We start from the raw sequence: 26,634 nt of genomic DNA, 5'->3' as shown, positions 1-26,634 counted from the left end.
GGAGGACCCCATGGAGGGCCTCGATACATCGACGCTTCTGACATTGGCCGCGGTCGCGGCGGGATCCGGCATCGTCGGCGGCACGCTGGCGGGGCTTCTGGGGGTGGGCGGCGGCATCGTCATCGTCCCGGGCCTCTACCTCGCCCTGTCGCTGACCGACATGGACCCCGCGCTCATCATGCAGGTCGCGGTGGGCACGTCGCTGTCGACCATCGTCTTCACCTCGATCTCGTCGAGCTGGGGTCACTACAAGAAGGGCTCCATCGATTTCGCGGTGCTGAAGCTCTGGGCCCCGGCGATCCTCGTGGGCGTCGTGCTGGGATCGGTTCTGGGCGGGCTCGTGTCGGGCTACGTGCTGATCGCGGTCTTCACGGCGGTGGCCCTGTTCGTCGCGGGCAACATGATCCTGCGCAATCCCGACCCCGAGATCGCGCCGCGCAGCTTCTCGAAGCCGGTCTGGGCCGGGTTCGGCGTCTTCGCGGGCGGCGTGTCGGCGATGATGGGGATCGGCGGCGGCACGGTCTGCGTGCCGCTTCTGAACTTCCTCGGCTACGACATCCGCAAGGCGGTAGGCACCTCCGCGGCCATCGGCTTCCTGATCGGCCTGCCCGCCTCGGTGATCTACGTCATCACCGGATGGGGCGCGGAGGGGCTGCCGCCCTTCTCGCTGGGCTACGTGAACGTGCTTCTGGCCGTGGTCATCATTCCGCTCTCGACGCTGTTCGCCCGCGTGGGCGTCGCCATCGCCCATGCCATCCCGCCGCGCGCGCTGCGGCTGGCCTTCGGGTTCTTCCTGCTGGTCACCGCCGTGCGGATGGGCATGGACCTGATCTCGGGCGTCGGCTGAGCTTAGAGACCTGAAGTGGTGAGCCGGAACAGCACCCAAGGTGCCCAGAAAGCGGTCATGCGGAACGCATGCCTCCGGCATGAGCCGGCCCCACCGGTCTGACGTTTTGTATCCGAATGGCGCCCAGACCGAGCGGCGCAATGACGCGACACTCTAAAGCACAGAGCGCCGCGCCAGCCCGCCGGTCCGGCGCTGGCCCCCGTCGCGCCTACACGTCTATCGCCGAGTAATCCCGCCCGCTCTCGACCCTCACCTCCAGCGCCCGCAGCGCCTCCATCGCGGCGGCATCCTTGGCATAGGCACCCTTGCCGGGCTCGCGGAAGATGGCGCGGACGATGCGCCCCGGGTGCCGCTGAGCGGCTGCCAGATAGACCGGCGGATCGTGCTGGCCGGTATCGCCCACCAGCACGAAGGGCAGGCCGGGATGCGCCGCGAGGATCGCATCCACCGCGCTGCCCTTGTGATCGCCATGCGTTCCCGAGATGAACTGCGTCCGCGACAGCCCCAGGTCGCGCAGGAAGATCGGCGCTTTCGGCATGTCGTGGCGGCGGAAGATCTCGCGCAGGAAATGGTGCAGGTTCCACGGCGAGGAGGAGACGAAGAAGACCGGCGCACCGGCGGCCCGGAACCCCTTCATCAGCGCCACGGCATCGGGAAAGACGTGCCGCGTCGCGGTGCTACCGGTGAGCGAGGTCCATAGGTTGCGCGCCAGCGAATAGGCCCCGGTCTCCAGCAACGTGTCGTCGATATCCGAGATCACGCCGAAGGGGGCATCGGGCCCGACGACCAGCGCCTCGAGCCGGCGGCCTTCCCCGTCGAGCGTCACGTCGAACCCCACCCAGCCCGGTGCCGCATCGCCGCGCGGCAGGTGCAGGTCGAAATAGCCTTCCTCGTCGGTGATGGCGGTCACATCGCCGCAGCGCACCGGCACCTCCGCCACCTCGGAGGTCAGGAACAGCGACACCATCTGCCGCAGGTTTGTCCACCACGACCCGTCGGGATCGGGGGCGGTGCGGCGCAGCGCGGTCAGCACACGCCCCCGGAGAATGATCTCCGAGGGCGTGGCGTAGCCGAGATAGGGGTCGATGACGAGGTCCTCGCGGCGACGCGCGGGCCTCAGGCGGTCGAGCGCGCGCTCGACGGGATGCAGGACCCGTGCGAGCCGCGCCTTGACCATGTCAGCTCGGGCTCAGGCCGCGCAGGCGTTCGGAGCGGCGGCGCAGCACCTCGACCGTGGCCAGAAGGCAGATCGAGATACAGACGAGGATCGTCGCCGCCGCCAGAATGGTCGGCGAGATCTGCTCGCGCAGGCCGGTGAACATCTGCCAGGGCAGCGTCTGCAGCTCGGCAGAGCCGATGAAGATCACCACGACCACCTCGTCGAACGAGGTGATGAAGGCGAAGAGGCCGCCCGAGATCACGCCAGGCAGGATGAGCGGCATCTGCACCTTGAAGAAGGTCCGCACCGGGTTCGCGCCCAGATTGGCCGAGGCCCGCACGAGGCTCTTGTCGAAGCCCACCAGCGTCGCCGTCACGGTGATGATGACGAAGGGAATGCCCAACACCGCGTGGGCCAGAACAACGCCCCAATAGGTGCCGACGATGCCGATCTTCGAGTAGAAGAAGTACATGCCGGTGGCCGAGATGATGAGCGGCACGATCATCGGCGAGATCAGGATCGCCATGATCGCCTGACGTCCGGGGACGTGGCTTTGCGACAGACCGATCGCCGCGAGCGTGCCCAGCGTCACCGAGATCAGCGTCGCCACCGGGGCCACGCGCACCGAGTTCCAGACGGCACTCGTCCATTCGGAATTGGTCAGGAAGTCGCGGTAATGCTTGAGGCTGTAGCCCTCGGGATCGAGGCGCAGCATCTCGGGCGTGAAGGTGAAGAAGTCCTCGGCGTTGAACGACAGCGGCATCACCACGAGGATCGGTGTGATCAGGAACACCAGGATCGCGCCGCAGAGAACGCGGAATGTGTAATGCCACAGCACCTGCCCGCCGGTCAGGTAGGGCACCAGCTTCTCACGGTAGCGGCGGCGGCCGATCCAGTAGATGAACCAGCCGAGGAACCAGCCGAAGAGGCCCAGCACGATCAGTCCCGGCAATTGCCCGAAGAGGAAGCCCGCCACGGCGAAGACCGCGATCAGGGCGTATTTGAACGTCTTCTCCATCTCGGTGCCGAGGATCTGGACCGCCAGCACCGCGAGCGCGCCGCAGATGACCGCCCCGAGCACGATCCCGAGAAGGCCCGAGCCTTGCGCGGTGCCGACGAAGAGGCCGAAGAAAGCGCCCGCCGCCCCGACCACGCCGGCGGTGAAGCCGATGGGCTGGGTCTTCGCTTCGGTAAGAACGACATCACTCATGGTTCAGCCTCCCAGCTTGACGTTGTCGATGCCGACGATGCGGTCATAGGCCCAGTAGAGCACGAGGACGACCACCAGCAGGATCGAGCCGAGCGCGGCCGCGAGGCCCCAGTTCAGCGATGACGAGATGTGATAGGCGATCCGGTTCGAGATGAAGGTACCGGTGGTGCCGCCGACGATCTCGGGCGTGATGTAGTAGCCGATCGACAGGATGAAGACGAGGATCGAGCCCGCGCCGATGCCCGGCACCGATTGCGGGAAATAGACCCGCCAGAAGGCCGTCCAGTTGGTCGCGCCCAGCGATTTCGCGGCGCGCACATAGGAGGGCGGGATCGTCGACATCACCGAATACATCGGCAGGATCATGAAGGGCAGCAGGATATGCGTCATGGCGACGATCGTGCCGAACTGGTTGTTGATCATCACCAATCGACTGTCATCGGCGACGATGCCCAGCCAGACGAGGACATCGTTGATCACCCCCTGTTGCTGCAACATCACCTTCCACGCCGAGGTCCGCACCAGAAGCGAGGTCCAGAACGGCAAGAGCACGAGGATCATCAGAAGGTTCGCCGTGCGCGCGGGAAGGTTCGACAAGAGGTAGGCGACCGGATAGGCCAGCGCGATGCAGCTGAAGGTGATGACCAGCGACATGAAGAGCGTGCGCTTGAAGAGCAGCCCGTAGATGCGTTCATCGGCGTCCCGCAGGGCCGGGCCGTCCGCGGTCTTCTGCATGTCGACCGCGTTCAGGAAGTAACCCGAAGTGTAATCGGGCGAATACATCTGCAGCGTGGTCCAGGTCTCGACCGAGCCCCAGTCCTTGTCGATGGCGAGCATGCCTTCCTTGAAATTCACCGTCTCGAATTCGGCGACGGCCGCGTCGGCCTCTTTCAGAAGCGCCGCCTGCGGACCGTTATAGCCCGAGACATCCGCCTCCATCAGGTCGTAATAAAGCGCCGTGTGCACGAGGCCCCAGGGCTCTTCCTCGAGCGGGCTGTCCTCGTCCTCGGTCTGGGCGAAGCGCGCGAAGGTCTCGTAGGTGGCGGCGGCGCGGGGCAGAAGCTCCAGCATCTCGTCGCGCACCCGGAAGGCGGGCATGCGGCCCTCGGCCTCGGCAGCGTCGAATTCTTCCTGATCGGCGATCCAGTCGGGCTCGCCCATCAGCTCGGCCCAGGGGCGGCCTTCGTCCCAGGCCTCGTTCAGGTCCTCGAACTGGTCGAGATAGACGTCCGAAATGTCGTCGAGCGACCGGCCCGAGCGGCGGAACAGCGACGACATGCCGGTCTGTTCGTAGTTCAGACGCGTGCCAAGGCGGGTATGCTCCTTGCGGGCCTCGGCGATGAAGAGGTCGTAGAACAGCGCCTCGAACATCTGCTCGTCCGGCGCATCGCCGGAAGTGGCGTCCCACTGGTCGATCCGCGCGGTGGTGCGCGGCAGGGTTTCCGAGACGATCTGGTTCTCGACGGAGCGGAACAGCATGTCGCCGATGGGCGCGATGAAGGTCACCAGCACGAAGATCAGAAGCGGCGCGACCAGCATCAGTGCGCGGGCCTTCTGGATCCGCAGGGACCGGGCGAGCGATTTCTTCAGCGGCGTGCCGTCGGCGGCCAGCATCGGTGCGCCGGCTGCGCGGTCGGCGGCATCGGCGCGCCGGGCCTGATCGGGTGTCGGCCCTGCGGTCGCGGCGGGATCGTTGGTTGCGTCAGTCATGGCTCAGGCCCCCTCTGCGAGGATGATCGTGCTTGTTGCAGTCCGACGCCGGATCTCGGCGACCTCCTGATAGGCGGGATCGTTGTAGGCGGTCCGGGCCGCCTCATAGCTTGGGAATTCGATGACGACATGCCGGGATTCGGAGCGTACCTCGACCACCTCGGCCTCGCCGCCCCGGACGATGAAGCGTCCGCCATGGCTTTCGAGGATCGGTGTGTCGCGCTCGACGTATTCCCGGTAGGCGTCGGGGTCGTTCACCGTGATATGCGCGATGATGTAACCTTTGGGCATCCGGCCCTATCCCATCCCTGTTATGTCCGCAGCATCTCTGGCCGCTTGTTCTTCGGGTTCGAGACCGGGCGACACGCCGCCCGGCCCCATGTTCGGATGCGGCGGGACGATGCCCCGCCGCAGATGCAGATTACTGCGCCAGCCAGGACTGGAACTTCGCGTCGATGTCGTCGCGGTAGTCAGCCCAGAACTCGTAGTTGTAGAGGAACGTGTTCTGCGCGTTCGCCGGATCGGTCGGCATGTGCTGCTTCATGTTCTCCGGCACGAGCGGTGCGGAGGATGCACGCGCGGGACCGTAGGAGATGTACTTGGCCTGGTCCGCGAGACGCTGCGTGTCGGTCGCGAACTTCACGAAGTCCAGCACGCGGGCAAGACGATCCTCGGGCAGATCGGCGGGGATGATCCAGCCGTCGAGGTCGAAGACCTGCGCGTCCCACATCATGCCCACGGGCTGGCCCTGCTCCTCGATAACCGAGAAGAGACGACCGTTATAGGTCGAGCCCATGAAGATCTCGCCGTCTGCGAGCAGCTGGGGCGTGTCCGCGCCGGCCGACCACCAGATCACTTCGTCCTTGATGGTGTCGAGCTTGGCGAGCGCCTGGTCCTGACCTTCTTCGGTGGCCAGCACGTCATAGACGTCTTCCTTGGCGACGCCGTCACAGAGCAGCGCCCACTCGACGTTGTTGATCGGACGCTTTTCCAGCGCGCGCTTGCCCGGGTACGTCTCCAGGTCGAACACGTCGCAGATGTCGTTCGGCGCCTCGACGCCTTCCGGCACCATGTCCGTGCGGTAGCCGAAGGTCGTCGAGTAGACGATCTGCGGGATGTAGCAGTCGGACACGATCAGGTCGCCGAAATCGTCGGACGCATCGGTGCCGTCGGGCGCCGCTGCGAGGATCTCGTCGTGATCGACCTCCATGGCGAGGCCTTCGTCGCAGAGACGGATGGCGTCCGCGGCCACGACGTCGACCAGATCCCAGGTCACGTTGCCGGCTTCGTTCATGGCGCGCAGCTTGGCCACGGCCTCGGCCGAGCTTTCATCCCAGCTGACGGACACGTCCGGGTTCATTTCCTGGTAGGGCTCGACATAAGCCTGCTGCTGGCTGGACTGGTAGGCACCCCCCCAGCTGACCAGCGTCATGCTGTCAGCCATGTTCCCGTGACCGGCGGCGAACGCGGCTGCGCCCCCCACGGTCAGGGCCGTCGTCGTGAGAAGTGTTTTCGAAAACTTCATCAATAGTCTCCCTAGGTTTCCCGTTTTTTGCTTTGAAGGGGTCCGCTGGTCACGGGGTCGACCTTCGAACCCTCATGGCACCCCTGGCCCGCGCCGAAGCGCGTCCAGGGTGTTCCGGTCTCACGCGTCGAGCGCGCGGCAATCTTCCTGCAACCAGCCGATTTCCAGCTCTTCGCCGGGGCGAAGCCTGCGCTGGTCCGGCGCGTTGCGCGTCTTGATGACGAAATCGTCGTTGCCCGCCACGGAAAGGCGGGTGCGGAAGATGTCGCCCATATAGACGAATTCCTTGACCGTGGCCTTCAGCAGGTGCGCGTCCTCCTTCAGACGCTCCTTGTTGAATTCCACGCGCTCGGGGCGGATCGACACCTTGGTGCGCTCGCCCTTCTTGGACACGTTCACGGGCACCGCGTCGATGATGTCGCCCGAATCGAGCTTCACCACACAGCTGTTGCCGTTGATCTCCTCGACCACGCCCTGCAGCGTGTTGTTCTCGCCGATGAACTGCGCGACGAAGCTGTTCTGTGGCTTCTCGTAAAGCTCATCGGGCGGGGCCAGCTGCTGGATGCGGCCATCGTCGAAGACGGCAACGCGGTCCGACATGGTCAGCGCCTCGGTCTGGTCGTGGGTCACGTAGACCACCGTGATGCCCAGATCGTGGGCAAGCTTGGTGATCTCGAATTGCAGGGTTTCCCGCAGCTGCTTGTCGAGAGCGCCCAGCGGTTCGTCCATCAGAACCAGTTCCGGTTCGAACACCAGCGCCCGGGCCAGTGCCACGCGCTGCTGCTGACCGCCCGAAAGCTGTGCCGGGCGGCGGCCACCGAAGGCGCCCATCTGCACCATGTCGAGCGCGCGCTTGATCTTCTTTTCCCGGTCCGACTTGGACATGCCACGCACCTCCAGCGGGAAGGACAGGTTCTCGGCGATCGACATGTGCGGGAACAGGGCGTAATTCTGGAACACCATCCCGATGCCGCGCTTGTGCGGCGGGATGTTGTTGATCGACGTCCCATCGAGCTTGATCTCGCCGTAAGTGGCGGTCTCGAAGCCTGCCAGCATCATCAGGCACGTGGTCTTGCCCGACCCCGAGGGCCCGAGCATCGTCAGGAACTCGCCCTTCGGCATCGAGAGGTTGAGGTCTTTCACGACAAGCGTTTCGCCGTCGTAGCTTTTCTGCACCCGTTCGAACGCGACGAACGCATCGGTACTAGCCGCTTGCGCCAAAACTCGGCTCCCTGTGTTGTTTCCCGCGGTGTGTTCCCGCTTTTTGATTAAGCAAACTAAATAGCCTGCGCGCCCATGTTGCAACTGCCTTGACCGCCCGACGCTACAAACAGCCGCGATCAAGGTGAATTGGATCGTAAAATATATGCAAGTCGGGTCAATCGGCTGAATTTTTCCCCTTTTCAGGAATATTTCCCGCCGACGCTTCGCTACGCGCAGGGAATGGGCGATTCTTTTCCGCCACTCCCGGACGAGACAGGTTGTACACAACCCGCATGTTCTGCTGGGTTCCCCCAGTCACACATGCCAAGATTTTCAGCGCAATCCCGGGATTTCGACGCGTGATGTCGTTTTTGATTGGCCAGGGATGTACACAATCAGACAGGACGGAAGGGCAAGACACACGACTCTCGCGAAAGGCGCTTATATGGTTTTTCACCGGTTCACCAAGGATCTGCCCTTTTCGGAAACCGAATATACACGGCGGCTGGCAAAGACCCGGCAGGCCATGGAACGGGCCGGCGTCGACCTGCTCTTCGTGACCGATCCCTCGAACATGGCGTGGCTGTCGGCCTATGACGGCTGGTCCTTCTACGTGCACCAGGGGCTCCTGGTCTTTCCGGATGCAGACCCGATCTGGTGGGGCCGCAACCAGGATTCGAACGGCGCCGTGCGCACGGTCTGGATGGGGGACGACCGGGTGATCGGCTATGCCGACAATTACGTGCAATCGACCGACCGCCACCCGATGCAGGACCTCGCCCAGCGCATCATCGGCATGGGGCAGGAAAAGGCGCGCATCGGCGTCGAGATGGACAATTACTACTTCTCCGCCAAGGCCTTCCAGACGCTGCAGGAAGACCTTCCGAACGCCACCTTCATCGACGCCACGGCGCTGGTGAACTGGCAGCGCGGCGTGAAGTCCGAGGAGGAACTGGTCTTCATGCGCCGGGCCGCGAAGATCTCCGAAAAGATCATCGACGGGCTGGTGGAGCGGGTCGAGCCGGGCGTACCCAAGAACGAGGTGGTAGCCGAGGTCTACCGCGACGCGCTGAACGGGGCGGACGGGCATTGGGGCGATTACGCCGCCATCGTGCCGCTGCTGCCCTCGGGCTCGAACGCCGCGGCGCCGCACTTGACCTGGGACGGTCAGCCCTTCAACGAAGGCGAGGCCACGTTCTTCGAGATCTCGGGCTGCTATCGCCGCTACCACGCGCCGCTCTCGCGCACGATCTTTTTGGGCGAGCCGTCGGACATCTTCAAACGCGCCGAGGCCGCGCTGGTCGAGGGGCTGGAAGCCGGGCTCGACGCCGCCCGCGCCGGCAACCGCGCCTGCGACATCGCCAATGCGCTCGCAGCGCCGCTCGAAAGCGCAGGCATCGAGCGCGGCGCGCGCTGCGGCTACCCGATCGGCCTGTCCTATCCGCCCGATTGGGGCGAACGGACGGTCTCGCTCCGCTCCGAAGACGAAACCATCCTCGAACCCGGCATGACCTTCCACTTCATGCCCGGCCTGTGGATGTCCGATTGGGGCCTCGAGATCACCGAATCGATCCTCATCACCGAGGACGGCCCGGCCGAGACCTTCTGCAACCGCCCGCGCAAGATGTACGTGAAGACATGATCGACCTCTGGACGACCGAGACGATCCTCGCGGGGCTGATCGCGCATCCCACCGTGTCGGCCGAGCCCAACCGCGCGCTCATTGATCACATGGCAACGCTGCTGGAGGATTCGGGCGCCCGCGTGGACGTCTATTCGGATGCCACCGGCGGCAAGGCGAACCTCTTCGCCACGATCGGGCCCGAACGTTCGGGCGGGGTCGTGCTGTCGGGCCATTCGGACGTGGTGCCGGTCACCGACCAGAACTGGACCACCGATCCCTTCCGCATGTCGGCCTGGAACGATGCGCTTTACGGGCGCGGCGCCTGCGACATGAAGGGTTTCATCGCGGCGGCGATCTCCATGGCGCCGGTCTTTGCCGCGGCGAAGCTGAAGCGGCCCGTGCATTTCTGCTTCACCCATGACGAGGAGACGGGCTGCCTCGGCGCGCAGGCGCTGGTGCCCGAGCTGAAAAAGCGCGAGGCGCGCCCCGCCATCGCCATCGTGGGCGAGCCCACCGAGATGCGCATCATCGAAGGTCACAAGGGCTGCTGCGAATACACCACCACCTTCAGCGGGCTCGAGGGGCACGGATCGTCGCCCGATCTTGGCGTCAACGCGGTCTCCTACGCGGTTCTCTACGTCACGCGGCTGCTGCTGCTGGCCGATCAACTGAAGACCATGGCGCCCGAGACGTCGCGCTTCGATCCGCCCTGGACGACGGTCAATATCGGCAAGCTCGCGGGCGGGCACGCGCATAACGTCATCCCGGGCCACGCGACGGTCGAATGGGAAATGCGCCCCGTCCAGCCCTTCGACGCCAGCTTCGTGAAGGACGAGATCCGGAGATACGTCGACACCGAGCTGCTGCCCGCCATGCGCAGCGTCCATCCCGACGCCGAAGTGGTGACCGAGGTGATCGGCGAGGTGGCGGGGCTGGAGCCGATGGCCGAAAATGCCGCCCGCGACCTCGTAGCCAAGCTGACCGGCACCAACGCGGTCGATCTCGTGCCCTTCGGCACCGAGGCGGGGCTGTTCCAGGAAATGGGCATGTCGGTCGTGGTCTGCGGCCCCGGCTCCATCGCGCAGGCGCACAAGCCCGACGAATTCGTCAGCCGGGCGCAGCTGGCCAAATGTCTCGACATGCTGCGGGGATTGAGCGCGCAGCTGGCGGCATGAGCGACGCCGATCTCCGCCATGCGCGGCTTTACGAGACCCTGCGCACGCGCATCTGCCTGCTGGATTACCCGCCCGGCACCAAGCTCGGCGAAGAGGCGCTGGCGGCGGAATTCGGCGTCTCGCGCACACCCCTGCGCCGGGTGCTCGCGCGGCTTGCCGACGAGGGCCTGCTGGAGACGCGCCACGGCGTCGGCACGCTGGTCACCGACGTGGAGCCGTCCGAACTGGCCCATATCTACGCGCTGCGGATGGAACTGGCCGAGCTTTCGGGCCGCCTGTCCCCGCGCGAGATCACGCCGGAGGTCCTCGACCGCGCCCGCGCCTTTGTCGAGGAGGCCCGCGCGCTGCAGGCCGCGCCCGACCCGCGCGCCTTTGCGGAGCTGAACCTCGCCTTCTTCACCTTCGGCCTGACGCTGACCGCGAACACCCCCCTCGCCGAGATCGCGGAGCGGCTCTATCTGCGCACCGCGCGCATCTGGCTGGCGCGCATCCCGTCACTCGACCTCGCGCGGGAATGCGAGATCTTCGCCGCCGAGGTCCGCGAGACCCTCGCGGCGCTGGAGGCCGGCGACGCCCAGGCCGCGGGACTGGTCCGCCGCGCGCATGTCTCGATGTCCTACGGTCGGCTGGTGGGGTGAGAGCTGTGTTGGAACGGGCACGGGCGCTCTCGCGCTGAAAGACCGGTTCCGGACACCGCCTCTGACGCCTTGGCCCGCTGCCCATCCGATCGCCCAAGAAACGCTGTCCATTGTCGCTTTGCCGCATCGCAGCACCGCAAAACGGCCGGATTTACAGCGGAACTGTCACATGAGCTTGATATCTGGCGGGAAAAATTGCTCCAACTCAAAAGCCCTTGCCGCCGAATCGGTCAGACTTCGCGAAGTCTGCCCAAGGAAAGGAAACGATGTCCGGACATCCCTGCAACTTTCAGCAGAAGGTGACCCGCAGCGTCTATGAAGAGGCGTTGAGGGAAGGTGCGTGCCGGGAATGCCGTGTGACCCAGGCCGAGCTTCTGACGAAAGGGCGCCGGCTGGAAGTCTGTGGCGAGGAATTCGCCTACGATCTGGAAACCGGGGAGCGCGTCCTCGTCCCCGTGCCGCTCTGTCCCGCATGTCATGCCAAGGCCCATCTCGACGGGCGCGGCCATCACCTGCCCTGCCAGATCAGCGCGCGGTTCAACCGCGAGACGGGGCTCCTCCTCGATCCGTGATCCGCACCCGCGGACCCCAAGCGAAAAAGACCCCGGCCACCGGCCGGGGTCTTTCCTGTCGTCACCGCATAAGGGCGATCAGCCGAGGCCGTTCGGATACCATTCGCCGAGCTTGACCTCGGAGCCTTCGACCATCGACGCGAATGCCTCGGGATCCTGCGTGCCGCCATCGCGGCCGCGGTAATGGTAGGGATAGACCACCGCGGGCTGGAACGCGTTCACGCCTTCGGCCGCGGCATCGGCGGTCATCGTGAAGGGCATGTTCATGCAGACGAAGGCCAGGTCGATATTCTCGAGCGCGCGCATCTCGTCGGTGACCTCGGTATCGCCGGAGATGTAGATGCGGAAACCGTCGAAATCGAGGACATAGCCGTTGTCGCGCCCCTCGGGATGGAAGTTCGCGCGGTCCTCGGTGGTGTTGTAGGCGGGGATCGCGGTGATGCCGACGCCCATCGCCTCGCCCGCATCGCCATTGGCCATTGCGGTCGCCTTGGCCTTCATGCCTTCGGACAGCATGTCGTAGACGGCGGGGTTGGTGACCAGCACCGTCTCCTCGCCCACAACCGCGTCAAGCGTTTCGGCATTGTAGTGATCGCCGTGCTCGTGGGTGATCAGCACCATGTCGGCCGCGGGCATGTCGGCGTATTTGTCGGCCCCGCCCACCGTGTCGACATAGATGACGCCCGCGGGCGTTTCGAGCACGAAGGAGGCATGCTCCACCGGATGGACGGTGATCGCACCGGCGCCCGTTTCGAAGGTGTTCGAGGCATGCGCGGCGGCCATCGCGGCAAAGGGCATGATCGTCGTGCCCGCGGCGGTCGCGGCGGCGCTGACGAGGAAGGTGCGGCGTGTCTGGGTCATCGGAATCTCCGTTCGATGCGTTCAGTTGGACCCTAGGTAGCGTTGCCCGAGCGCGCTTCAAATCGCGGCCCCGGGGCGCAGCATTGATCCATCGCGTTGAACGCCCGGCAATTGTCTTTTGTTTCCGGATCGGGTCATAATCTGACCAAATTTACTGCTTATGTCTCCGGCAACAGGGGTCAATCCCGCCCGAGCAGGACCGCAGCCGCCCATGATCGAGTTCGAGAACGTCAGCAAGTCCTTCTGGACCGGATCGCACCACAAGGTGATCCTGAACCAGGCTTCGTTCCGGGTGGAGCGCGGGGAGAATATCGGCATCCTCGCGCCCAACGGAACCGGCAAGACGACGCTGGTCAACATGATGGCGGGGCTCGAGAAACCCGACGAGGGCACCATCCGCCGCGAGGGCGGCATCTCGTTCCCCTTGGGCTATATGGGCGGGGTCGTGAACCGCATCTCGGCGCGCGAGAACGCGCGGTTCATCGCCAAGATCTACGGGCTCGATCCCGATTACGTCGAGGCGTTCTGCCGCTGGATGTGCAATCTGGGCGAATATTTCGACCAGCCGCTCGGGACCTATTCGGCGGGTATGAAGGGGCGGTTCAGCTTCGCGCTCCTGCTCGCGCTCGATTTCGACATGTACCTGATCGACGAAGGCATGCCCAATTCGACCGACGTGGAATTCAACAAGCGGGCCGGCGACCTGCTGGCCGAGCGGCTGCAGCGCGCGACGCTGGTGATCGTGTCGCACGCCCCGGAACTGCTGCAGAAATTCGCCAAGAAGGCGGGCGTCCTGATGGACGGCAATCTGCACATGTTCGACACTCTGGAAGAGGCCAAGGCGCTTTATGACTACGAAACCCAAAGCTAAGAAGTTTCGCATCCGCCGGAGTGAAAGCGCAGCCCGCCTCGAGGCGGGCGCAACCGCGGGCACGGACACTTCCGAAGTCGAGGCGCGCGCGCAGCCGCCCCGGCCCGAGGCCCCGCAGACACCCCAAGCCCCGCAGGAGCGCCCCTTGCGCGCGGCGGCATCCTCGGCGAGCGGATCGTCGGACAGCCGGCAGCCGGGCGCGGCCTCCGCGCCGCGCCATGACCCGGCCCATCAATCCGCCGCCCCCGAGGCTGGTGCACCCGACCCCGGCGCCACCGAAGCCCCCGCCGCGCGGTCGGGCGAGGTGGCGAGCCCCGCCCAGATCGCGGGCGAGACCGACATCCAGAAGATCCGCCAGGAGGGCCTGACCGGCCGCCAGCTGCGCATGGCCCGCCGCATGGCGCAGAAACACGGGCTCGCCCCCACCTCCGATTTCGACGCGGTACGGCTTTTGCGCAAGAAGGGCATCGATCCGTTCCAGCGCGCCAACATGCTGGAACTCGTGGTCGGCACCAACGGCGAGGCAGCCCGCAAGAACGCCGGCGACGACCAGCCGGCGCAGGTGCCCGCCCGCACCCGGACCACCGATCCGGTGCCCGCGGGCGACGGCGTCAAGCTGCCCCAGACCGTCGCGCTGAAGAAGGCCCCGGTGCCCTCGACCGAGACGATGAACCCCTCCGAACGGCGCGCCCTCGAGGTCGAGCGCGTGCAGCGCGAGCTGGGCAAGCGCCGCCGCCGCCGCTTCGCGCTGCTGATGGCGCGGCTGGCGTTCTTCGTGATGCTGCCGACCTTCATCGCGGGCTATTATTTCTACGCCGTGGCGACGCCGATGTATGCCACGAAGTCCGAATTCCTGATCCTGAAGAACGATGGCGGGGGCGGGGGCGCCGGCATGGGCGGCCTGCTGTCGGGCACCCAGTTCGCCACCAACCAGGACGCCATCGCGGTGCAATCCTACCTGTCCTCGAAGGACGCGATGCTGCGGCTCAACGAGGATGCGGGCTTCAAGGCGCATTTCTCGCAGCCGCAGATCGACCCGATCCAGAAGCTCGACCCCGAGGGCTCGATCGAGGATGCCTACAAGGTCTACAAGCGCAATGTCGAGATCGGCTACGACCCGACCGAAGGCGTGATCCGCATGGAGGTGCGCGCCGCCGATCCCGGCTCGGCCACGGCCTTCTCCGAGGCGTTGATCGACTATGCCGAGGAACGGGTCGACAACCTGACCCAGCGCAAGCGCGAGAACGCGGTCACCGATGCCGAGCAGGGTCTCATCGAGGCCGAGGAAAAGCGCATCGCGGCGCAGGAACGCCTGGTGCGGCTGCAGCAGGAGAACGCGCTTCTCGACCCCGAGGCCAAGATCGGCGCGCTGCGTGGGCAGATGAACACGATCGAGATGCAGATCCAGGAAAAGGAACTGCAATTGCAGGCGCTTCTCGACAATGCCCGCCCGAACCAGAGCCGCGTCGATGGCGTCCGGGGCGATATCCGGCGGCTGAACAACATGCTGGGCACGCTGAACACCCGGATGACCACCGCCACCCAGGGCGAGGAATCGCTGGCCGAGATCGCGATCCAGGTGCAGCTGGCGCAAGCCGATCTGGCCACGCGCGACATGATGCTGCAATCGGCGCTGGAGCGGCTGGAAAGCGCCCGCCGCGAAGCCGACAGCCAGGCGCGTTACCTGACCACGTCGGTGGTGCCGGTGCCGTCGGAGGATCCGAGCTATCCGCGCAGCTTCGAGAACACCATCCTGTCCTTCCTGATCTTCGCGGGCATCTATCTGATGATCTCGCTGACCGCATCGATCCTGCGCGAGCAGGTCTCGAGCTGACGGGCGGGCCGTCGCGGCCACCACGGGTCGCGCCGCGTATTTGAACAAGAGGCAAGCCAGGGGGCGGGCGCCTGGCTGTCCTGCCTCTTCGTCAAATACGCAAAGACGTCGTTCAGGGGCCGTGCCGCCGGCGCGGCGATGCGACCGGCACGACCCTCTCGCGGAGCCGGTTACAGATTGTCCTCGACCCGGAACCCGTCCGGGATGGCATCGCGTCCCTCGAGCACCAGATCGGCCATCACGACGCCCGCCTTGGGCGCCATCCCGAAACCGATCTTGAAACCGCCATTGGCGATGAAATGCCCGGGTCGGCCGGGCCACGCCCCCAGCATCGGCGCCCGGGTCTTCGCGCGGGGGCGCACGCCTGCCCAAGTGCCCAGAACCGGCCGGTCCGACAAGGCAGGGACCGCAGCGCGGGCCCGTGCGAGGAGGTCCTCGACCTGCCGATCCGTCCGGTCCGGCGCGTCGAAGTCCCGCTCGGTGGTGGAGCCGATCGCCGTCGTGCCATCCGCATGGGGAACGACGTGCAACCCGTCCGCGAAAAGCTGCGGCGCCGCGCGCGCGTCGTGATCCAAGAGCACCGCCTGCCCCTTGATGCCGGTGCCCACCGACTTGCCCAGCGCCTGCGACAGCGCCGCGAGCCCCTGCCAGCCCGTGGCCCAGATCACCGCGCCCGAGGGACTGCCCTCCGCCTCGATGGTGCCGCCCCGCGCCTTGATGGCGGCCGCCAGTTCCGCGCAGGCCCGGGCCGGATGCAGCCGCGCGGTCAGCGTGTCGTGGATCAGGAACCCGCTCGGGCTGTGGGGGCGGAACGGGCCCGCATCGGCCGCCGCGATCACCCGCCACTCCGCGCGATCCTGCCAGAGCGCGGCGGCGCTTTCCTCGCGGCTGCGGGCCAATGCCAGCGCGGCCGCGTCGGCGATGGGTTGCAGGCGGCCCGCGCGGGCATAGCCCGGGCTGACGCCGCCGGCCTCGGCGATCCCGGCCCACCAGCTTTCGGCCATCAGCAGGCTCTCGAGTTGAAAGGCCTTCTTGGCGTTCCAGTTCTCGGGCACATGCGGGGCCAGCGCGCCGACGATGCCGCCCGAGGAGCCGGCGCCCGGCCCGCCCGGATCGATCACCCGCACCGACGCGCCGCGCTGCAGGCAGGCCCAGGCCACCGAGAGGCCGAATATGCCCGCACCCATGATGGTGACGTCTCTTGCCATCGCCCCGCCTTTGCCGCACATCTCGGCGCATGCAGTAACCGAGGCCCGGGCCGATGCACAAGAACGCGTCCCTTGACTGGCGCGACGGGCAGGTGCCCGTCTCGACGCGGTTCGACGATCCCTATTACTCGCTCGAGGACGGGCTGGCGGAGACGCGGCACGTGTTCCTCGCGGGCAACGACCTGCCGGCGCGCCTCGGCGACGGCTTCCACGTGGCCGAGCTTGGCTTCGGCACCGGGCTGAACCTTCTGGCGACGCTGGCGGCCTGGCGCGAGAGCGGCCTTGCGGGGCGGCTGCGCTATACCAGCTTCGAGGCCTTCCCGATCCCCGCGGAGGACATGATCCGCGCGCAATCGGCCTTTGCGGATCTCGCCGCGGTCGCGGCGGACCTGGCGCCGTTCTGGCGCGCGGGCGCAGAGCGCATCGCCCTGCCCGACCTCGACTTCACGCTGGTGAGCGGCGACGCGCGCGTCACCCTGCCCGGCTGGGACGGCATGGCGGATGCCTGGTATCTCGACGGCTTCTCGCCCGCCAAGAACCCCGAATTGTGGGAACCCGCGCTCTTGTCAGAGGTCGCGGCCCACACCGCGCCGGGCGGCACCGCGGCGAGCTATTCCGCCGCCGGTCACGTGCGCCGCAGCCTCGCCGAGGCGGGCTTTGCCGTGACGCGCGCCCCGGGCTACGGGCGCAAGCGCCACATGACCGTCGCACGAAAGGCCGCGCCATGACCGGCAACGACACCACGCGCGGCATCTGGCTGATGGTCGTGACGACCTTCGTCTTCGCGATGCAGGACGGCATCTCGCGGCACCTCGCGGAGACCTACAACACCTACATGGTCGTGATGATCCGCTACTGGTTCTTCGCGGCCTTCGTGATCGCGACGGCCCGGCTGCAAGCGGGCTCGATACGGGCGGCGGCGCGCACCGAACAGCCCTGGCTGCAGATGTTCCGCGCCGCGCTTCTGGCCGCCGAGGTGCTCGTGATGGTGCAGGGCTTCGTCTATCTGGGCCTCGTCGAGAGCCACGCGGTCTTCGCCTGCTATCCGCTGCTGATCGCGGTCCTGTCGGGGCCGGTCCTCGGCGAATATGTGGGCTGGCGCCGGGCGCTGGCCATCGTGGTGGGCTTCGTCGGCGTGCTCATCATCCTGCAGCCCTCGGGCGGGGTGTTCTCGCCCTATGCGGCGATCCCGCTTCTGGCGGCGTTCATGTTCGCCCTTTACGGCCTGCTCAATCGCTACGTGGCGCGGCGCGACAGCGCGGCCACCACGTTCTTCTGGACCGGCGTCGTCGGCGCGGCGGTCACCACCGCGCTCGGCATCTGGCGGTGGGAGCCGATGAGCGGCGCCGATTGGGGCTGGATGGGGCTGTTGTGCCTGACCGCCTCCTTCGCGCATTGGACGCTGATCAAGGCCTACGAGGCCGCCGAGGCGAGCGCCGTGCAGCCCTTCGCCTATCTGCAACTGCCCTTCGCCTCGGCGCTCGGCATCTTCGTCTTTGGCGAGACGCTGCGGCTGAACGTGGCGCTCGGTGCCGCGATCATCGTCGGCGCGGGGCTTTTTACCCTATGGCGAGCGCGCCGACAGGGTTGAGCCCACCAGCTCTTGCGAGAACGGCACGGGATGCGGATCGAGGCCGAGCCGCGCGCGGTAGATCGGCAGGCTTTCGGCCACCCGCATGACGTAGTTGCGCGTCTCCGAGAAGGGGATGAACTCGATCCAGTCGATCACGTCCATGTCGCCGCGCCGCGGATCGCCCCGCTCCTGCATCCAGCGGATGGGCCGCGACGGCCCGGCATTGTAGCCCGCCGAGACCATCACGACATTGCCGTCGAAGGTCTTCACCAGATCGGCGAGGTAGGCCGCGCCAAGGGTCGCGTTGAACTCGGGATCGGCGGTCAGTTTCTCGAGCCCGTATTGCAGGCCGAGCCAGCCCGACACTTCCTGCGCCGTGCCGGGCATCAGCTGCATCAGCCCGCGCGCGCCGGCGCCCGAAACCACGACCGGATCGAATTCCGATTCGCGACGCGAAATGGCCAGGACCATCTCGGTGGGCACGGGAAAGTCGCGCTCCACCAGCGGGTGCAGCGGGTAATAGGGCGCGTGAAGCTCGAAGCCCGCCTGCGCGGCACGCTTGCCCAGCATCACCTGCATGTGCGGCTTTTCCATCTCGACCAGCATCGCGCCGATCTGACCCATGCCGATCCGGTCGAGCCGTTCGGCCAGATGGGTGAGGAACCGCTCGGCCAGCCAATCCTCGCCCGCCGCCATCAGCAGCATCGCGGCGCGGTATACCGAGGTCCCGGTCCATTCCGCGCCTCGCCAATCGGGGAAGGCTTCCTTGCCATCGAGGCGCGGCTCGGACGGAAGCCCGGCGCGTTCGGCGGCCAGAAGGCCGTAGAAGGAGGTCTGGTATTGCGCGCCGAAGGCATAGGCCCCGTCGGCGCCGGTCACGTCGCCCTGCGCCTCGAGCGCACGGCCCAGCCAGTAGCCCGCCCGCCCGAGCGAGATGGGCGTATCGACGGCGCCGCGGAAATCGGTGAAATGCTGCACCGCGCGCGCCGGATCATCGAGAAAGCGCAGCGCGAGGTAGCCCGACAGCCACTCCAGAGAAGCGAAGTCGCTGCCCCCCAGCAGGTAATGCGAGGAGGCGATCTGGTAGGCCTCGGCGTGGCGTCCGTCATACATCGCGGTGCGGGCGAGGTTCTGGCGTTCTCGGGCCCAGGCGGCGGGTTCACCCAGCGCGATGGCCGAAGTGGAGCGTTCCAGCAGCAACTCGGTCGCATCGGCATCCCGGCCCTTGCGCGCGCGCCAGATAAACCGGGCATGCGCGAGGCCCGGATCGTCCGCGAGTTCCTCGGGCACCGCCGCGATCAGCGTGTCGACACCCGCAACCTGATCGGCCAGGCCGAGCCGCGCCTCGGCCAGCGCGCGACGCCCTTCGGACACGAGCGGCAGCATGCGGCGGGCATTGACCTCCCAGCCCTGCCAGAGCGCCATGTCGAGCCGTGCTGCGTGATGCGAGCGCAAAAGCTCCGCGTGATCCGCAATAAATGCCGCCTGTTCCTCGGCGGACAGGGCCAGCGTACGCCAGGCCAGCACCAGCTCGGCGTCGGCCGCGCCGGTTTCGCCGAAATGCCGGAAGGCCCGCGCGAGCGACAGCGCCCCGGTGCCGGTCTGCGGGCGATGGCCGTCGAAGAAGGCGCGCACGTCCTCGTGGCTCGCCTCGACGATGGCTTTCTCGCTCTTTTCGCGCAGATAGGGCATGCCGGGCCAGTCGGCGTTGCGGGCCACGAAATCCTTCACCTGCCGCGCATCGCCCTGCCCGTCGCGCAGGTAGTGCCACAGGATGATGTCGAGCGCCTCCTGCCCGTCGCCGCGGGCCTCGATCATCGCGGCGGCCCAGTTGCCGTCCCGCATGTCGGCAAGGGCGCGCACCAGCGCCCGGCCCTCCTGCGCCATGGACATGGTCGCCGTCAGGCAAAGGCATAACGCCCACGAGATCGCACGCATCGGGCTGAGCATCGTCTTGCAATTTCCGCGCTGAGAATGGATAGACACCTCGCCGAGGATATGGCTTGTCGCAGCCCCCGCAACTCACTTTCGCGGGAAAATTCACAGCCTCGGATCATCCGCCCGTATACCGGGCGCAATCGAAATGAAAGGAGCGTGTCATGTTCAAAGGGTCGATGGTTGCCCTGGTCACGCCGTTCAAGGACGGCGCGGTGGATTTCGATACGCTGAAACGCCTCGTGGACTGGCATGTCGAACAAGGCACGCATGGCCTGGTGCCGGTGGGCACCACGGGCGAAAGCCCGACGCTCAGCCATGAGGAACACGAAGCGGTGGTCGAAACGGTCGTCGCCCAGGCAGCGGGCCGCATTCCGGTGATCGCGGGCGCGGGATCGAACAACACGATCGAGGCGCTGCGCTTCATCCGGCACGCGGAAAGCGTGGGCGCCGATGCCGCGCTGGTGGTGACCCCCTATTACAACAAGCCGACCCAGGCCGGGCTCTACGCGCATTTCAAGATGCTGCATGACGAGACCAACCTGCCGATCATCATCTACAACATCCCCGGCCGGTCCGCCGTGGACATGTCGCCGGTGACGATGGGCGAGCTGGCGAAGCTGCCACGCATCATCGGCGTGAAGGATGCGACCGCCGATCTCGCACGGGTCTGCGCCCAGCGCATCACCTGCGGGCCGGATTTCATCCAGGTCTCGGGCGAGGATGCCACGGCGCACGGGTTCAACGCGCAGGGCGGCGTCGGCTGCATCTCGGTCACCGCGAACGTTGCGCCGAAGCTGTGTTCCGAGCTGCAGGAGGCCTGCCTTGCGGGCGATTACGGCCGCGCACTGAGCCTGCAGGACCGGCTGATGCCGCTGCACCACGCGATCTTCACCGAACCGGGGCTCTGCGGTGCGAAATACGCTATGCACCGGCTGGGTCTCTGCGGCGAAGAGGTTCGCCCGCCGCTGGTGCCGCTGACCGCGGAGACGCGGCTGAAGGTCGATGACGGGCTGCGCAGCGCGGGGCTTCTGAACTGAGGTCTTTGGACGCGATCCCGTCTTATCGTGACTGACAAAACGCAAAAAGGCCCCGGAGACGATCCGGGGCCTTTCGCATTCGGCATCATCGCGGGACTTACTGCGTCACCACCGGCGCCACCACGCGGGCGTCCTCCAGCCCCTCGGGCTGGCCCACCACGACGAACAGAAGCTCCTCCGGCAGCATCACCCGCGCGGCCACGCGGCGCACATCCGCGACCGTCACCGCCTCGACGCGGTCGTTGCGCGTCGCGATGTAATCGGGCGTCAGGTCCTGCATCTGCATCCCCACGAGGATGTTGGCGATGGCCCCGTTGCCGTCGAAGCGCAGGGGATAGGCGCCTGTCAGGAAGGTCTTGGCCGCTTCCAGCTCTTCCTCGGTGACGCCCTCCTCGGCCATCCGCCGCCACTCGTCGCGAATGACCGCGATGGCCTCGGCGATGCGGTCATTGGCCGATGCGACGCGCCCCATCATCATGTCGGAATAATCCCGGTTGGCGATGTAGGAATAGACGCCGTAGGTCAGGCCGCGCTTGTCGCGCACCTCCTCCATGAGACGCGATTCGAAGCCGCCCGCGCCCAGCACCTGGTTCATCACGAAGGCCGCGAAGAAATCCGGATCGTCGCGCGGGATGGCCCGATGCCCGAACAGCGCCACCGATTGCGGCGTCTCGAAAGGCACAACCACGGTCTCGGCCGCGGTGGAGACCTCGACGGCGTCGGGCAGCGCCGGGCCCACTTTCGGCAGACCGGCGAGCAGCGTGTCGACAAGCGCGGAAAGCTCCTCGGCGGAGATGTCGCCCGCCGCGGCGATATAGACCCGGTCGGTCGCCAGAGCGGCCTGCCAGGCGGCGACGATATCGTCACGGGTCAGCGCCGCGACGCTGTCCGTCGTGCCCTTCTTGGCGCTGCCATAGGGATGATCGCCGTAGAGGATGCGCATCGCCTCCTTGCCGACGATGGCGTCGGGGTCGGTCTGGTCGGACTGGATGGAGGACATCACCTGCGCCTTCACCCGCTCGATCGCATCCGCGTCGAAGCGCGGCTCCAGCAGGCTTTCGCGCAGCAGGGCCATGGCCGCGTCGCGATTCTCGGTCAGCACCTGCGCGGTGATCGCCAGCGCGTCGTCGCCCGCGTCGTAGTGGAAGGTCGCGGCCAGCGCCTCCTTCGCCTGCGCGAAGGCCCGCGCATCGAGGTCGCCCGCACCCTCTTCCAGAAGGCCGGTCATCAGGTTGGTGACCCCACGCTTGCCCTCGGGATCGAGCGACGCGCCACCCTTGAAGCGCAGCTCAAGCGAGACGAAGGGAATGGACGGCTCTTCCACCAGCCAGGCCTCGAAGCCCGCCTCGGTCGTCACTTCCTGCACCTCGACGGCGGCACTCGCCGCGGCGGCCCAGAGGCAGGCGGCGGCGGTCAGCACGATACGGATCATTGCGTCACCTCTTGACTGGCGGAGATGGGCGCGATGGCGCCGCCATCCGTATCGGGCGCCATCAGCCACCCGGTCACGGATTTGTTGCGGTCGAAGACACGGGACGCCGCTTCGAGGATATCCTCTTCGGTCACGGCCTGCAGGATGCCCGGCCAGGCCTGCACATCCTCGACCGTCAGACCCGAGGTCAGCGCCGCGCCATAGCGCCGGCCCAGCGACGACGAGCTGTCGAGCGCGAAGACCTGCTCCGCCCGCAGCTGGAACTTGATCCGCTCCAGCTGTTCGGCATCGACGCCCTCTTCCATCAAGCGCGCGACCGAGGCGTCCATCGCCGCTTCAGCCTCGGCCAGCGACACGCCCTCCTGCGGCACCACGATCAGCCCGAAGGAGGTGTCGTCATAGGCGGTGCCGGAATAGAAGGCGCCGGAATAGACCGCGATCTGGCTTTCGAATTGCAGATCGCGCGTCAGCACCGAGGTCTGCCCACCCCCGAGGATCTGCGCAAGCAGCGTCAGCGCGGCGGCCTCTTCCTGCGCGCCGGGATCGCGTTCGGGCGCGAGATAGGTTCGGATCACGTAGGGCTGCGACACGCGCGGGTCGCGGTAGGTCAGCCGGCGGGGCGCGCCCTGCGGCGGCTCCTGCGGCCGGACCCGCGGGCCGAGCTCGGGATTGGCGGGCAGCGGGCCGTAATGCTCCTCGGCCAGCGCGCGCACCTCGTCCGGGTAGACGTCGCCCGCCACGATCAGGATCGCGTTGTTGGGCGCGTAGAAGCGTTCGTAATAGGCCAGCGCATCCTCGAGCGTCAGCGCCTCGGCCTCGTGCTTCCAGCCGATGATCGGGGTGCCGTAGGGGTGGTTGAGATAAAGCGCGGCGTTGCGTTCCTCGCCGAACAGCGCGCCGGGGCTGTTCTCGACCCGCTGGTTGCGCTCTTCGATGATGACGTCGCGCTCGGTCAGGATATCCTCGCCGTCGAGCTGAAGGTTGACCATGCGGTCCGCCTCCATCTGCATCATCATGCCCAACCGGTCCGTGGCGATGCGCTGGAAATACCCCGTGTAATCGTAGCTCGTGAAGGCGTTGTCGCTGCCGCCATTGGCCGCCACCACCTCGGAGAATTCGCCCGGCTCCATCGTCTCGGTGCCCTTGAAGAGCAGATGTTCGAGGAAATGCGCGACACCCGAGACGCCCGGCGCCTCGTCGGCGGCCCCGGCCTTGTACCAGACCATATGCGTGACCACCGGCGCGCGGTGATCCTCGATCACGACCACCTCCATGCCGTTGTCGAGCGTGAAGGTCGTGACGGCGTCGTCGATGGATTGCGCCAGGGCCGGAAGCGCCCAGAACAAGATGGCCGCTGATGCAGCCGCGATGCGTCTCATGAATGAGCCTCCTCGGGAAGTGGCAGCCGACAAATTACGGCGGAAGGGCGGCAGATCAACGAAGCTTGCGGAAATGTAATGCGACCGTGATCCGGCGCGGCCGTCTCAGCCGCCCGGGGGCGGCGCCGAGGGCGTCGCGATGTTGCCGCCGGGCTGGCGCACCCGCTCGAGCCAGAGATAGGGATCGAGGCTCTGGGCGCGGTAGGCGCGTTCGTATTCGTTGTCGGGCACGAGGCGCCAGTTGAAAAGCCGCGCGCGGGCCCGGAATGCCTCGTCCTCCTCGGCGATCACGGCGCGGATATTGCCGTTGGTGCCGAAGCGGCCCACGGCGGATAACAGCGCGCCATCGGCGGCAGGCACAGCGCCCGCGTTCAGCGCCGCCGGGTTGCCGCCAAGGGCCGCGACCGCATCACCCAGGGGCTGCTGGTCGGCGCGGTTCGTGCCGCCCGGCCGCGGCGGCGGCAATTCGGCGAAGGAGGGCGGCTGCTCGAGCGGCTGGTTCGGCACGATGCCAAATTCCTCGGGCGTGCCGTCGGTCCGGCTGAGCGTGCGCAGCGTGTCGTTGCTGCACGCGGCAAGCGTCACAGCCGACAGCAATATTGCGAAATGCACGCGGCGCATGGCCAATCTCCGTCTCATATGCCCCTGATTAGCCCAACTTCCCGGCAAGGTCACGGGGCCTTTTTCGGCGCCTCGGCACCCGGGAACAGCACCAGCCCGATGGCGCCCGCGAAGATCGCGATATCGGCCACGTTGAAGGCGTAGGGGTTGTCGATCCCGCAGCAGGACATGTTCAGGAAATCGGCCACCGCCCCGTAGAGCAGCCGGTCGATGACATTGCCGACGGCCCCGCCGATCAGCAGCCCCGCCGCGACCATCCCCAGCCGGCCCGGCGGGTCGCGCCGTAGCCAGACCAGCACGAAGAGCACGATGCCCGTGGCCACGGCGATCAGGACCCAGCGCGTGGTGTCCTGCTGGCCCGAGAAGAGGCCGAAATTGATGCCGTAATTCCACGCCATGCGGAACTGGATGAAGGGCGGCCAGACATCGATCTGACCCTTGCCGGCCAACCCCATCACGTGCACCACCCACCACTTTGTGAGCTGGTCGAACACAAGCGTCACCGCCGCCACGGACCACAAAAGCCGCATCAGAGCTGCCCTTTCCTGTCGCGCATCCTGCCCCGCCCTGCCTCTTTCCAAATACGCTCGAGCCGGGCCGCGCTCCGCGGCCCGATCCCCGCTCAGTGCCGGAAATGCCGCATCCCGGTGAAGACCATGGCCAGGCCCGCCGCGTCGGCGGCCTCGATCACCTTGTCGTCGCGCATCGATCCGCCGGGCTGGATCACCGCCGTCGCACCCGCCTCGGCCGCGGTCAGCAGCCCGTCGGGGAAGGGAAAGAAGGCGTCCGACGCCACAACGGCGCCCTGCGTCAGCGGCGCGGGCAGCCCCAGCACCTCGGCCATATCCTGCGACTTGCGCGCGGCGATGCGGGTCGAATCGACCCGGCTCATCTGCCCGGCGCCCACGCCCACCGTCGCGCCGTCCTTGACGTAGACGATGGCGTTCGACTTCACGTGCTTGGCCACGGTCCAGGCAAACAGCAGATCGCGCAGCTCGTCCTTCGTGGGCTCGCGCTTGGTCACGGTCTTCAGCTCCCATTCGCCGACCCGCCCGTTGTCGCGGTCCTGCACGAGAAAGCCGCCCGACACCTGGCGCAGCGTCAGCCCGCCCGCCGCCGGATCCGAGAGCCCGTCCGTGGTCAGGAGCCGCAGGTTCTTCTTCGCGGCGAAGACCTGCCGGGCCGCCTCGTCGGCGCCCGGCGCGATCACCACCTCGGTGAAGATCTCCGCGATGGCCTCGGCGGTGGGGCCGTCCAGCGGCTGGTTCAGCGCGATGATCCCGCCGAAGGCGGAGGTGCGGTCGCAATCGAAGGCCCGGCGATAGGCCTCCTCGAGGGTCGCACCGCGGGCCACACCGCAGGGATTGGCATGTTTAATGATCGCGCAGGCCGCACCGTCGCCCGGGGCAAACTCGCTGACCAGCTCGAAGGCGGCGTCGGTGTCGTTGATGTTGTTGTAGGACAATTCCTTGCCCTGGTGCTGTTCCGCGGTGGCGACGCCCGACCGCGATGTGCCGTCGGTATAAAAGGCCGCCGCCTGGTGCGGGTTCTCGCCGTAGCGCAGCGTCTGGGCGAGTGTGCCCGCGACCACCCGGCGGCGCGGCGCGGGCTCATTCAGGGCCTTGGCCATCCAGGACGAGACCGCCGCATCGTAGGCCCCGGTGCGCGCATAGGCATTGAGCGCGAGCCGCTGGCGGAAGGCATAGGAGGTGGCCCCGTCATGGGCGGCAAGCTCATCGAGAAGCGGCTGGTAATCCTCGGTGTCGACGACGACGTTGACAAAACCATGGTTCTTTGCCGCCGCGCGGATCATCGCGGGCCCGCCGATATCGATATTCTCGATGGCCTCGGAGTAGTCCGCCCCCTTCGCGACGGTCGCTTCGAACGGGTAGAGGTTCACCACCAGCAGGTCGATTTCGGCGATGCCGTGCTCGGCCATTGCGCCGGTGTGCTCGGCATTGTCGCGCAGCGCCAGCAGGCCACCGTGCACCGCCGGATGCAGCGTCTTCACGCGGCCGTCCATCATCTCGGGAAAGCCCGTGAGTTCCGCGACATCGCGCACCGTGAGCCCCGCCTCGCGCATGGCCTTGGCCGTGCCGCCGGTTGAGACAAGCTCGATCCCGCGCGCGGCGAGCGCTTTGGCGAGGTCGATCAGGCCGGTCTTGTCTGAGACGGACAAGAGGGCGCGGCGGACGGGGTGAAGATCGGTCATGTCAG

The 26,634-nt window shown here is 66.9% G+C and carries 24 protein-coding genes; 10 read left to right on the top strand and 14 right to left on the bottom strand.

Annotation, left to right across the window (positions count from 1 at the left end):
* Nucleotides 1-10: 10 nt before the first annotated feature.
* Nucleotides 11-847, top strand: a complete 837-nt coding sequence (locus BW990_RS01810) for a sulfite exporter TauE/SafE family protein (protein ID WP_076444402.1) — start codon at nucleotides 11-13, stop codon at nucleotides 845-847.
* Between the two features lie 208 nt (nucleotides 848-1,055).
* On the opposite strand, the gene BW990_RS01805 is transcribed toward BW990_RS01810, so the two are convergent.
* The 6 genes from BW990_RS01805 to BW990_RS01780 form a co-directional block, all read right to left on the bottom strand.
* The gene (locus BW990_RS01805; RefSeq protein WP_076444400.1) at nucleotides 1,056-2,024 is read right to left on the bottom strand and encodes an App1 family protein; all 969 of its coding nucleotides are present in this window, start codon (nucleotides 2,022-2,024) and stop codon (nucleotides 1,056-1,058) included.
* Between the two features lies 1 nt (nucleotide 2,025).
* The gene (locus BW990_RS01800; protein ID WP_076444398.1) at nucleotides 2,026-3,216 is read right to left on the bottom strand and encodes an ABC transporter permease; all 1,191 of its coding nucleotides are present in this window, start codon (nucleotides 3,214-3,216) and stop codon (nucleotides 2,026-2,028) included.
* A 3-nt stretch (nucleotides 3,217-3,219) separates the two neighbouring features.
* Nucleotides 3,220-4,926 (bottom strand): ABC transporter permease, encoded by a 1,707-nt coding sequence (locus tag BW990_RS01795; protein WP_083950425.1) that lies wholly within the window; start codon nucleotides 4,924-4,926, stop codon nucleotides 3,220-3,222.
* A 3-nt stretch (nucleotides 4,927-4,929) separates the two neighbouring features.
* Complete coding sequence (locus BW990_RS01790; protein WP_076444396.1) at nucleotides 4,930-5,217, bottom strand: DUF1330 domain-containing protein; 288 nt, start codon at nucleotides 5,215-5,217, stop codon at nucleotides 4,930-4,932.
* Nucleotides 5,218-5,347: 130 nt separating this feature from the next.
* Nucleotides 5,348-6,451: an extracellular solute-binding protein gene (locus BW990_RS01785; RefSeq protein ID WP_076444394.1), complete on the bottom strand. Its 1,104-nt coding sequence runs from the start codon at nucleotides 6,449-6,451 to the stop codon at nucleotides 5,348-5,350.
* A 120-nt stretch (nucleotides 6,452-6,571) separates the two neighbouring features.
* Complete coding sequence (locus tag BW990_RS01780; RefSeq protein ID WP_076444392.1) at nucleotides 6,572-7,672, bottom strand: ABC transporter ATP-binding protein; 1,101 nt, start codon at nucleotides 7,670-7,672, stop codon at nucleotides 6,572-6,574.
* A 427-nt stretch (nucleotides 7,673-8,099) separates the two neighbouring features.
* On the opposite strand from BW990_RS01780, the gene BW990_RS01775 reads away from it, so the two are divergent.
* The 4 genes from BW990_RS01775 (at nucleotide 8,100) to BW990_RS01760 (ending at nucleotide 11,663) form a co-directional block, all read left to right on the top strand.
* Complete coding sequence (locus BW990_RS01775; RefSeq protein WP_076444390.1) at nucleotides 8,100-9,296, top strand: M24 family metallopeptidase; 1,197 nt, start codon at nucleotides 8,100-8,102, stop codon at nucleotides 9,294-9,296.
* Nucleotides 9,293-10,453, top strand: coding sequence for an acetylornithine deacetylase (gene argE / locus BW990_RS01770; RefSeq protein WP_076444388.1), 1,161 nt, complete (start codon nucleotides 9,293-9,295; stop codon nucleotides 10,451-10,453). The genes BW990_RS01775 and argE overlap by 4 nt, the downstream gene beginning before the upstream one ends.
* Nucleotides 10,450-11,091, top strand: coding sequence for a GntR family transcriptional regulator (locus BW990_RS01765; protein ID WP_076444386.1), 642 nt, complete (start codon nucleotides 10,450-10,452; stop codon nucleotides 11,089-11,091). The genes argE and BW990_RS01765 overlap by 4 nt, the downstream gene beginning before the upstream one ends.
* Nucleotides 11,092-11,357: 266 nt before the next feature.
* A complete protein-coding gene (locus tag BW990_RS01760; protein ID WP_076444384.1) occupies nucleotides 11,358-11,663 on the top strand; it encodes a hypothetical protein in 306 nt (101 codons plus the stop codon).
* Nucleotides 11,664-11,741: 78 nt separating this feature from the next.
* Here the strand turns inward: BW990_RS01760 and BW990_RS01755 are convergent, their stop codons facing one another.
* On the bottom strand, nucleotides 11,742-12,524 hold the full coding sequence (locus BW990_RS01755; RefSeq protein WP_076444382.1) for an MBL fold metallo-hydrolase: 783 nt from the start codon (nucleotides 12,522-12,524) through the stop codon (nucleotides 11,742-11,744).
* A 211-nt stretch (nucleotides 12,525-12,735) separates the two neighbouring features.
* On the opposite strand from BW990_RS01755, the gene BW990_RS01750 reads away from it, so the two are divergent.
* Both BW990_RS01750 and BW990_RS01745 read left to right on the top strand, forming a co-directional pair.
* Nucleotides 12,736-13,395: an ABC transporter ATP-binding protein gene (locus BW990_RS01750; RefSeq protein WP_076444380.1), complete on the top strand. Its 660-nt coding sequence runs from the start codon at nucleotides 12,736-12,738 to the stop codon at nucleotides 13,393-13,395.
* A complete protein-coding gene (locus BW990_RS01745; RefSeq protein WP_076444378.1) occupies nucleotides 13,373-15,229 on the top strand; it encodes a KpsE/RkpR family capsule polysaccharide export protein in 1,857 nt (618 codons plus the stop codon). Before BW990_RS01750 ends, BW990_RS01745 begins: the two co-directional genes overlap by 23 nt.
* A 170-nt stretch (nucleotides 15,230-15,399) precedes the next feature.
* On the opposite strand, the gene BW990_RS01740 is transcribed toward BW990_RS01745, so the two are convergent.
* On the bottom strand, nucleotides 15,400-16,437 hold the full coding sequence (locus BW990_RS01740; RefSeq protein ID WP_076444376.1) for an NAD(P)/FAD-dependent oxidoreductase: 1,038 nt from the start codon (nucleotides 16,435-16,437) through the stop codon (nucleotides 15,400-15,402).
* 53 nt (nucleotides 16,438-16,490) lie between these two features.
* Here BW990_RS01740 and mnmD point away from each other — a divergent pair, with 53 nt between their 5' ends.
* Both mnmD and BW990_RS01730 read left to right on the top strand, forming a co-directional pair.
* On the top strand, nucleotides 16,491-17,165 hold the full coding sequence (gene mnmD / locus BW990_RS01735) for a tRNA (5-methylaminomethyl-2-thiouridine)(34)-methyltransferase MnmC2 (RefSeq protein ID WP_076444374.1): 675 nt from the start codon (nucleotides 16,491-16,493) through the stop codon (nucleotides 17,163-17,165).
* Nucleotides 17,162-18,028, top strand: coding sequence for a DMT family transporter (locus BW990_RS01730; RefSeq protein WP_076444372.1), 867 nt, complete (start codon nucleotides 17,162-17,164; stop codon nucleotides 18,026-18,028). The genes mnmD and BW990_RS01730 overlap by 4 nt, the downstream gene beginning before the upstream one ends.
* On the opposite strand, the gene BW990_RS01725 is transcribed toward BW990_RS01730, so the two are convergent.
* Entirely contained in the window at nucleotides 18,002-19,948 is a 1,947-nt protein-coding gene (locus tag BW990_RS01725; protein ID WP_076444370.1) for a lytic transglycosylase domain-containing protein, read from the bottom strand. The two genes, BW990_RS01730 and BW990_RS01725, sit on opposite strands and share 27 nt — an antisense overlap.
* A gap of 161 nt (nucleotides 19,949-20,109) precedes the next feature.
* On the opposite strand from BW990_RS01725, the gene dapA reads away from it, so the two are divergent.
* Nucleotides 20,110-20,985 (top strand): 4-hydroxy-tetrahydrodipicolinate synthase, encoded by an 876-nt coding sequence (gene dapA / locus BW990_RS01720; RefSeq protein WP_076444368.1) that lies wholly within the window; start codon nucleotides 20,110-20,112, stop codon nucleotides 20,983-20,985.
* 97 nt (nucleotides 20,986-21,082) lie between these two features.
* Here dapA and BW990_RS01715 read toward each other — a convergent pair whose 3' ends face one another.
* The 5 genes from BW990_RS01715 to purH all read right to left on the bottom strand — a co-directional run bounded on the left by BW990_RS01715 (nucleotide 21,083) and on the right by purH (nucleotide 26,629).
* On the bottom strand, nucleotides 21,083-22,417 hold the full coding sequence (locus tag BW990_RS01715) for a M16 family metallopeptidase (RefSeq protein ID WP_076444366.1): 1,335 nt from the start codon (nucleotides 22,415-22,417) through the stop codon (nucleotides 21,083-21,085).
* Entirely contained in the window at nucleotides 22,414-23,796 is a 1,383-nt protein-coding gene (locus tag BW990_RS01710; RefSeq protein ID WP_076444364.1) for a M16 family metallopeptidase, read from the bottom strand. Before BW990_RS01710 ends, BW990_RS01715 begins: the two co-directional genes overlap by 4 nt.
* A 105-nt stretch (nucleotides 23,797-23,901) precedes the next feature.
* The gene (locus BW990_RS01705; protein ID WP_143526039.1) at nucleotides 23,902-24,435 is read right to left on the bottom strand and encodes a DUF3035 domain-containing protein; all 534 of its coding nucleotides are present in this window, start codon (nucleotides 24,433-24,435) and stop codon (nucleotides 23,902-23,904) included.
* A gap of 32 nt (nucleotides 24,436-24,467) precedes the next feature.
* Nucleotides 24,468-24,947 (bottom strand): signal peptidase II, encoded by a 480-nt coding sequence (gene lspA / locus BW990_RS01700; protein WP_076444360.1) that lies wholly within the window; start codon nucleotides 24,945-24,947, stop codon nucleotides 24,468-24,470.
* Between the two features lie 92 nt (nucleotides 24,948-25,039).
* Nucleotides 25,040-26,629 carry a bifunctional phosphoribosylaminoimidazolecarboxamide formyltransferase/IMP cyclohydrolase gene (gene purH, locus BW990_RS01695; protein WP_076444358.1) on the bottom strand — a complete coding sequence of 530 codons (1,590 nt, stop codon included), beginning with the start codon at nucleotides 26,627-26,629 and terminating at the stop codon, nucleotides 25,040-25,042.
* Nucleotides 26,630-26,634 lie beyond the last annotated feature (5 nt).

It is taken from the genome of Roseivivax lentus (genome assembly GCF_900156805.1).
GTDB classification, from domain to species: Bacteria; Pseudomonadota; Alphaproteobacteria; order Rhodobacterales; family Rhodobacteraceae; genus Roseivivax; species Roseivivax lentus.
This window is presented reverse-complemented; position numbering and strand designations above follow the sequence as displayed.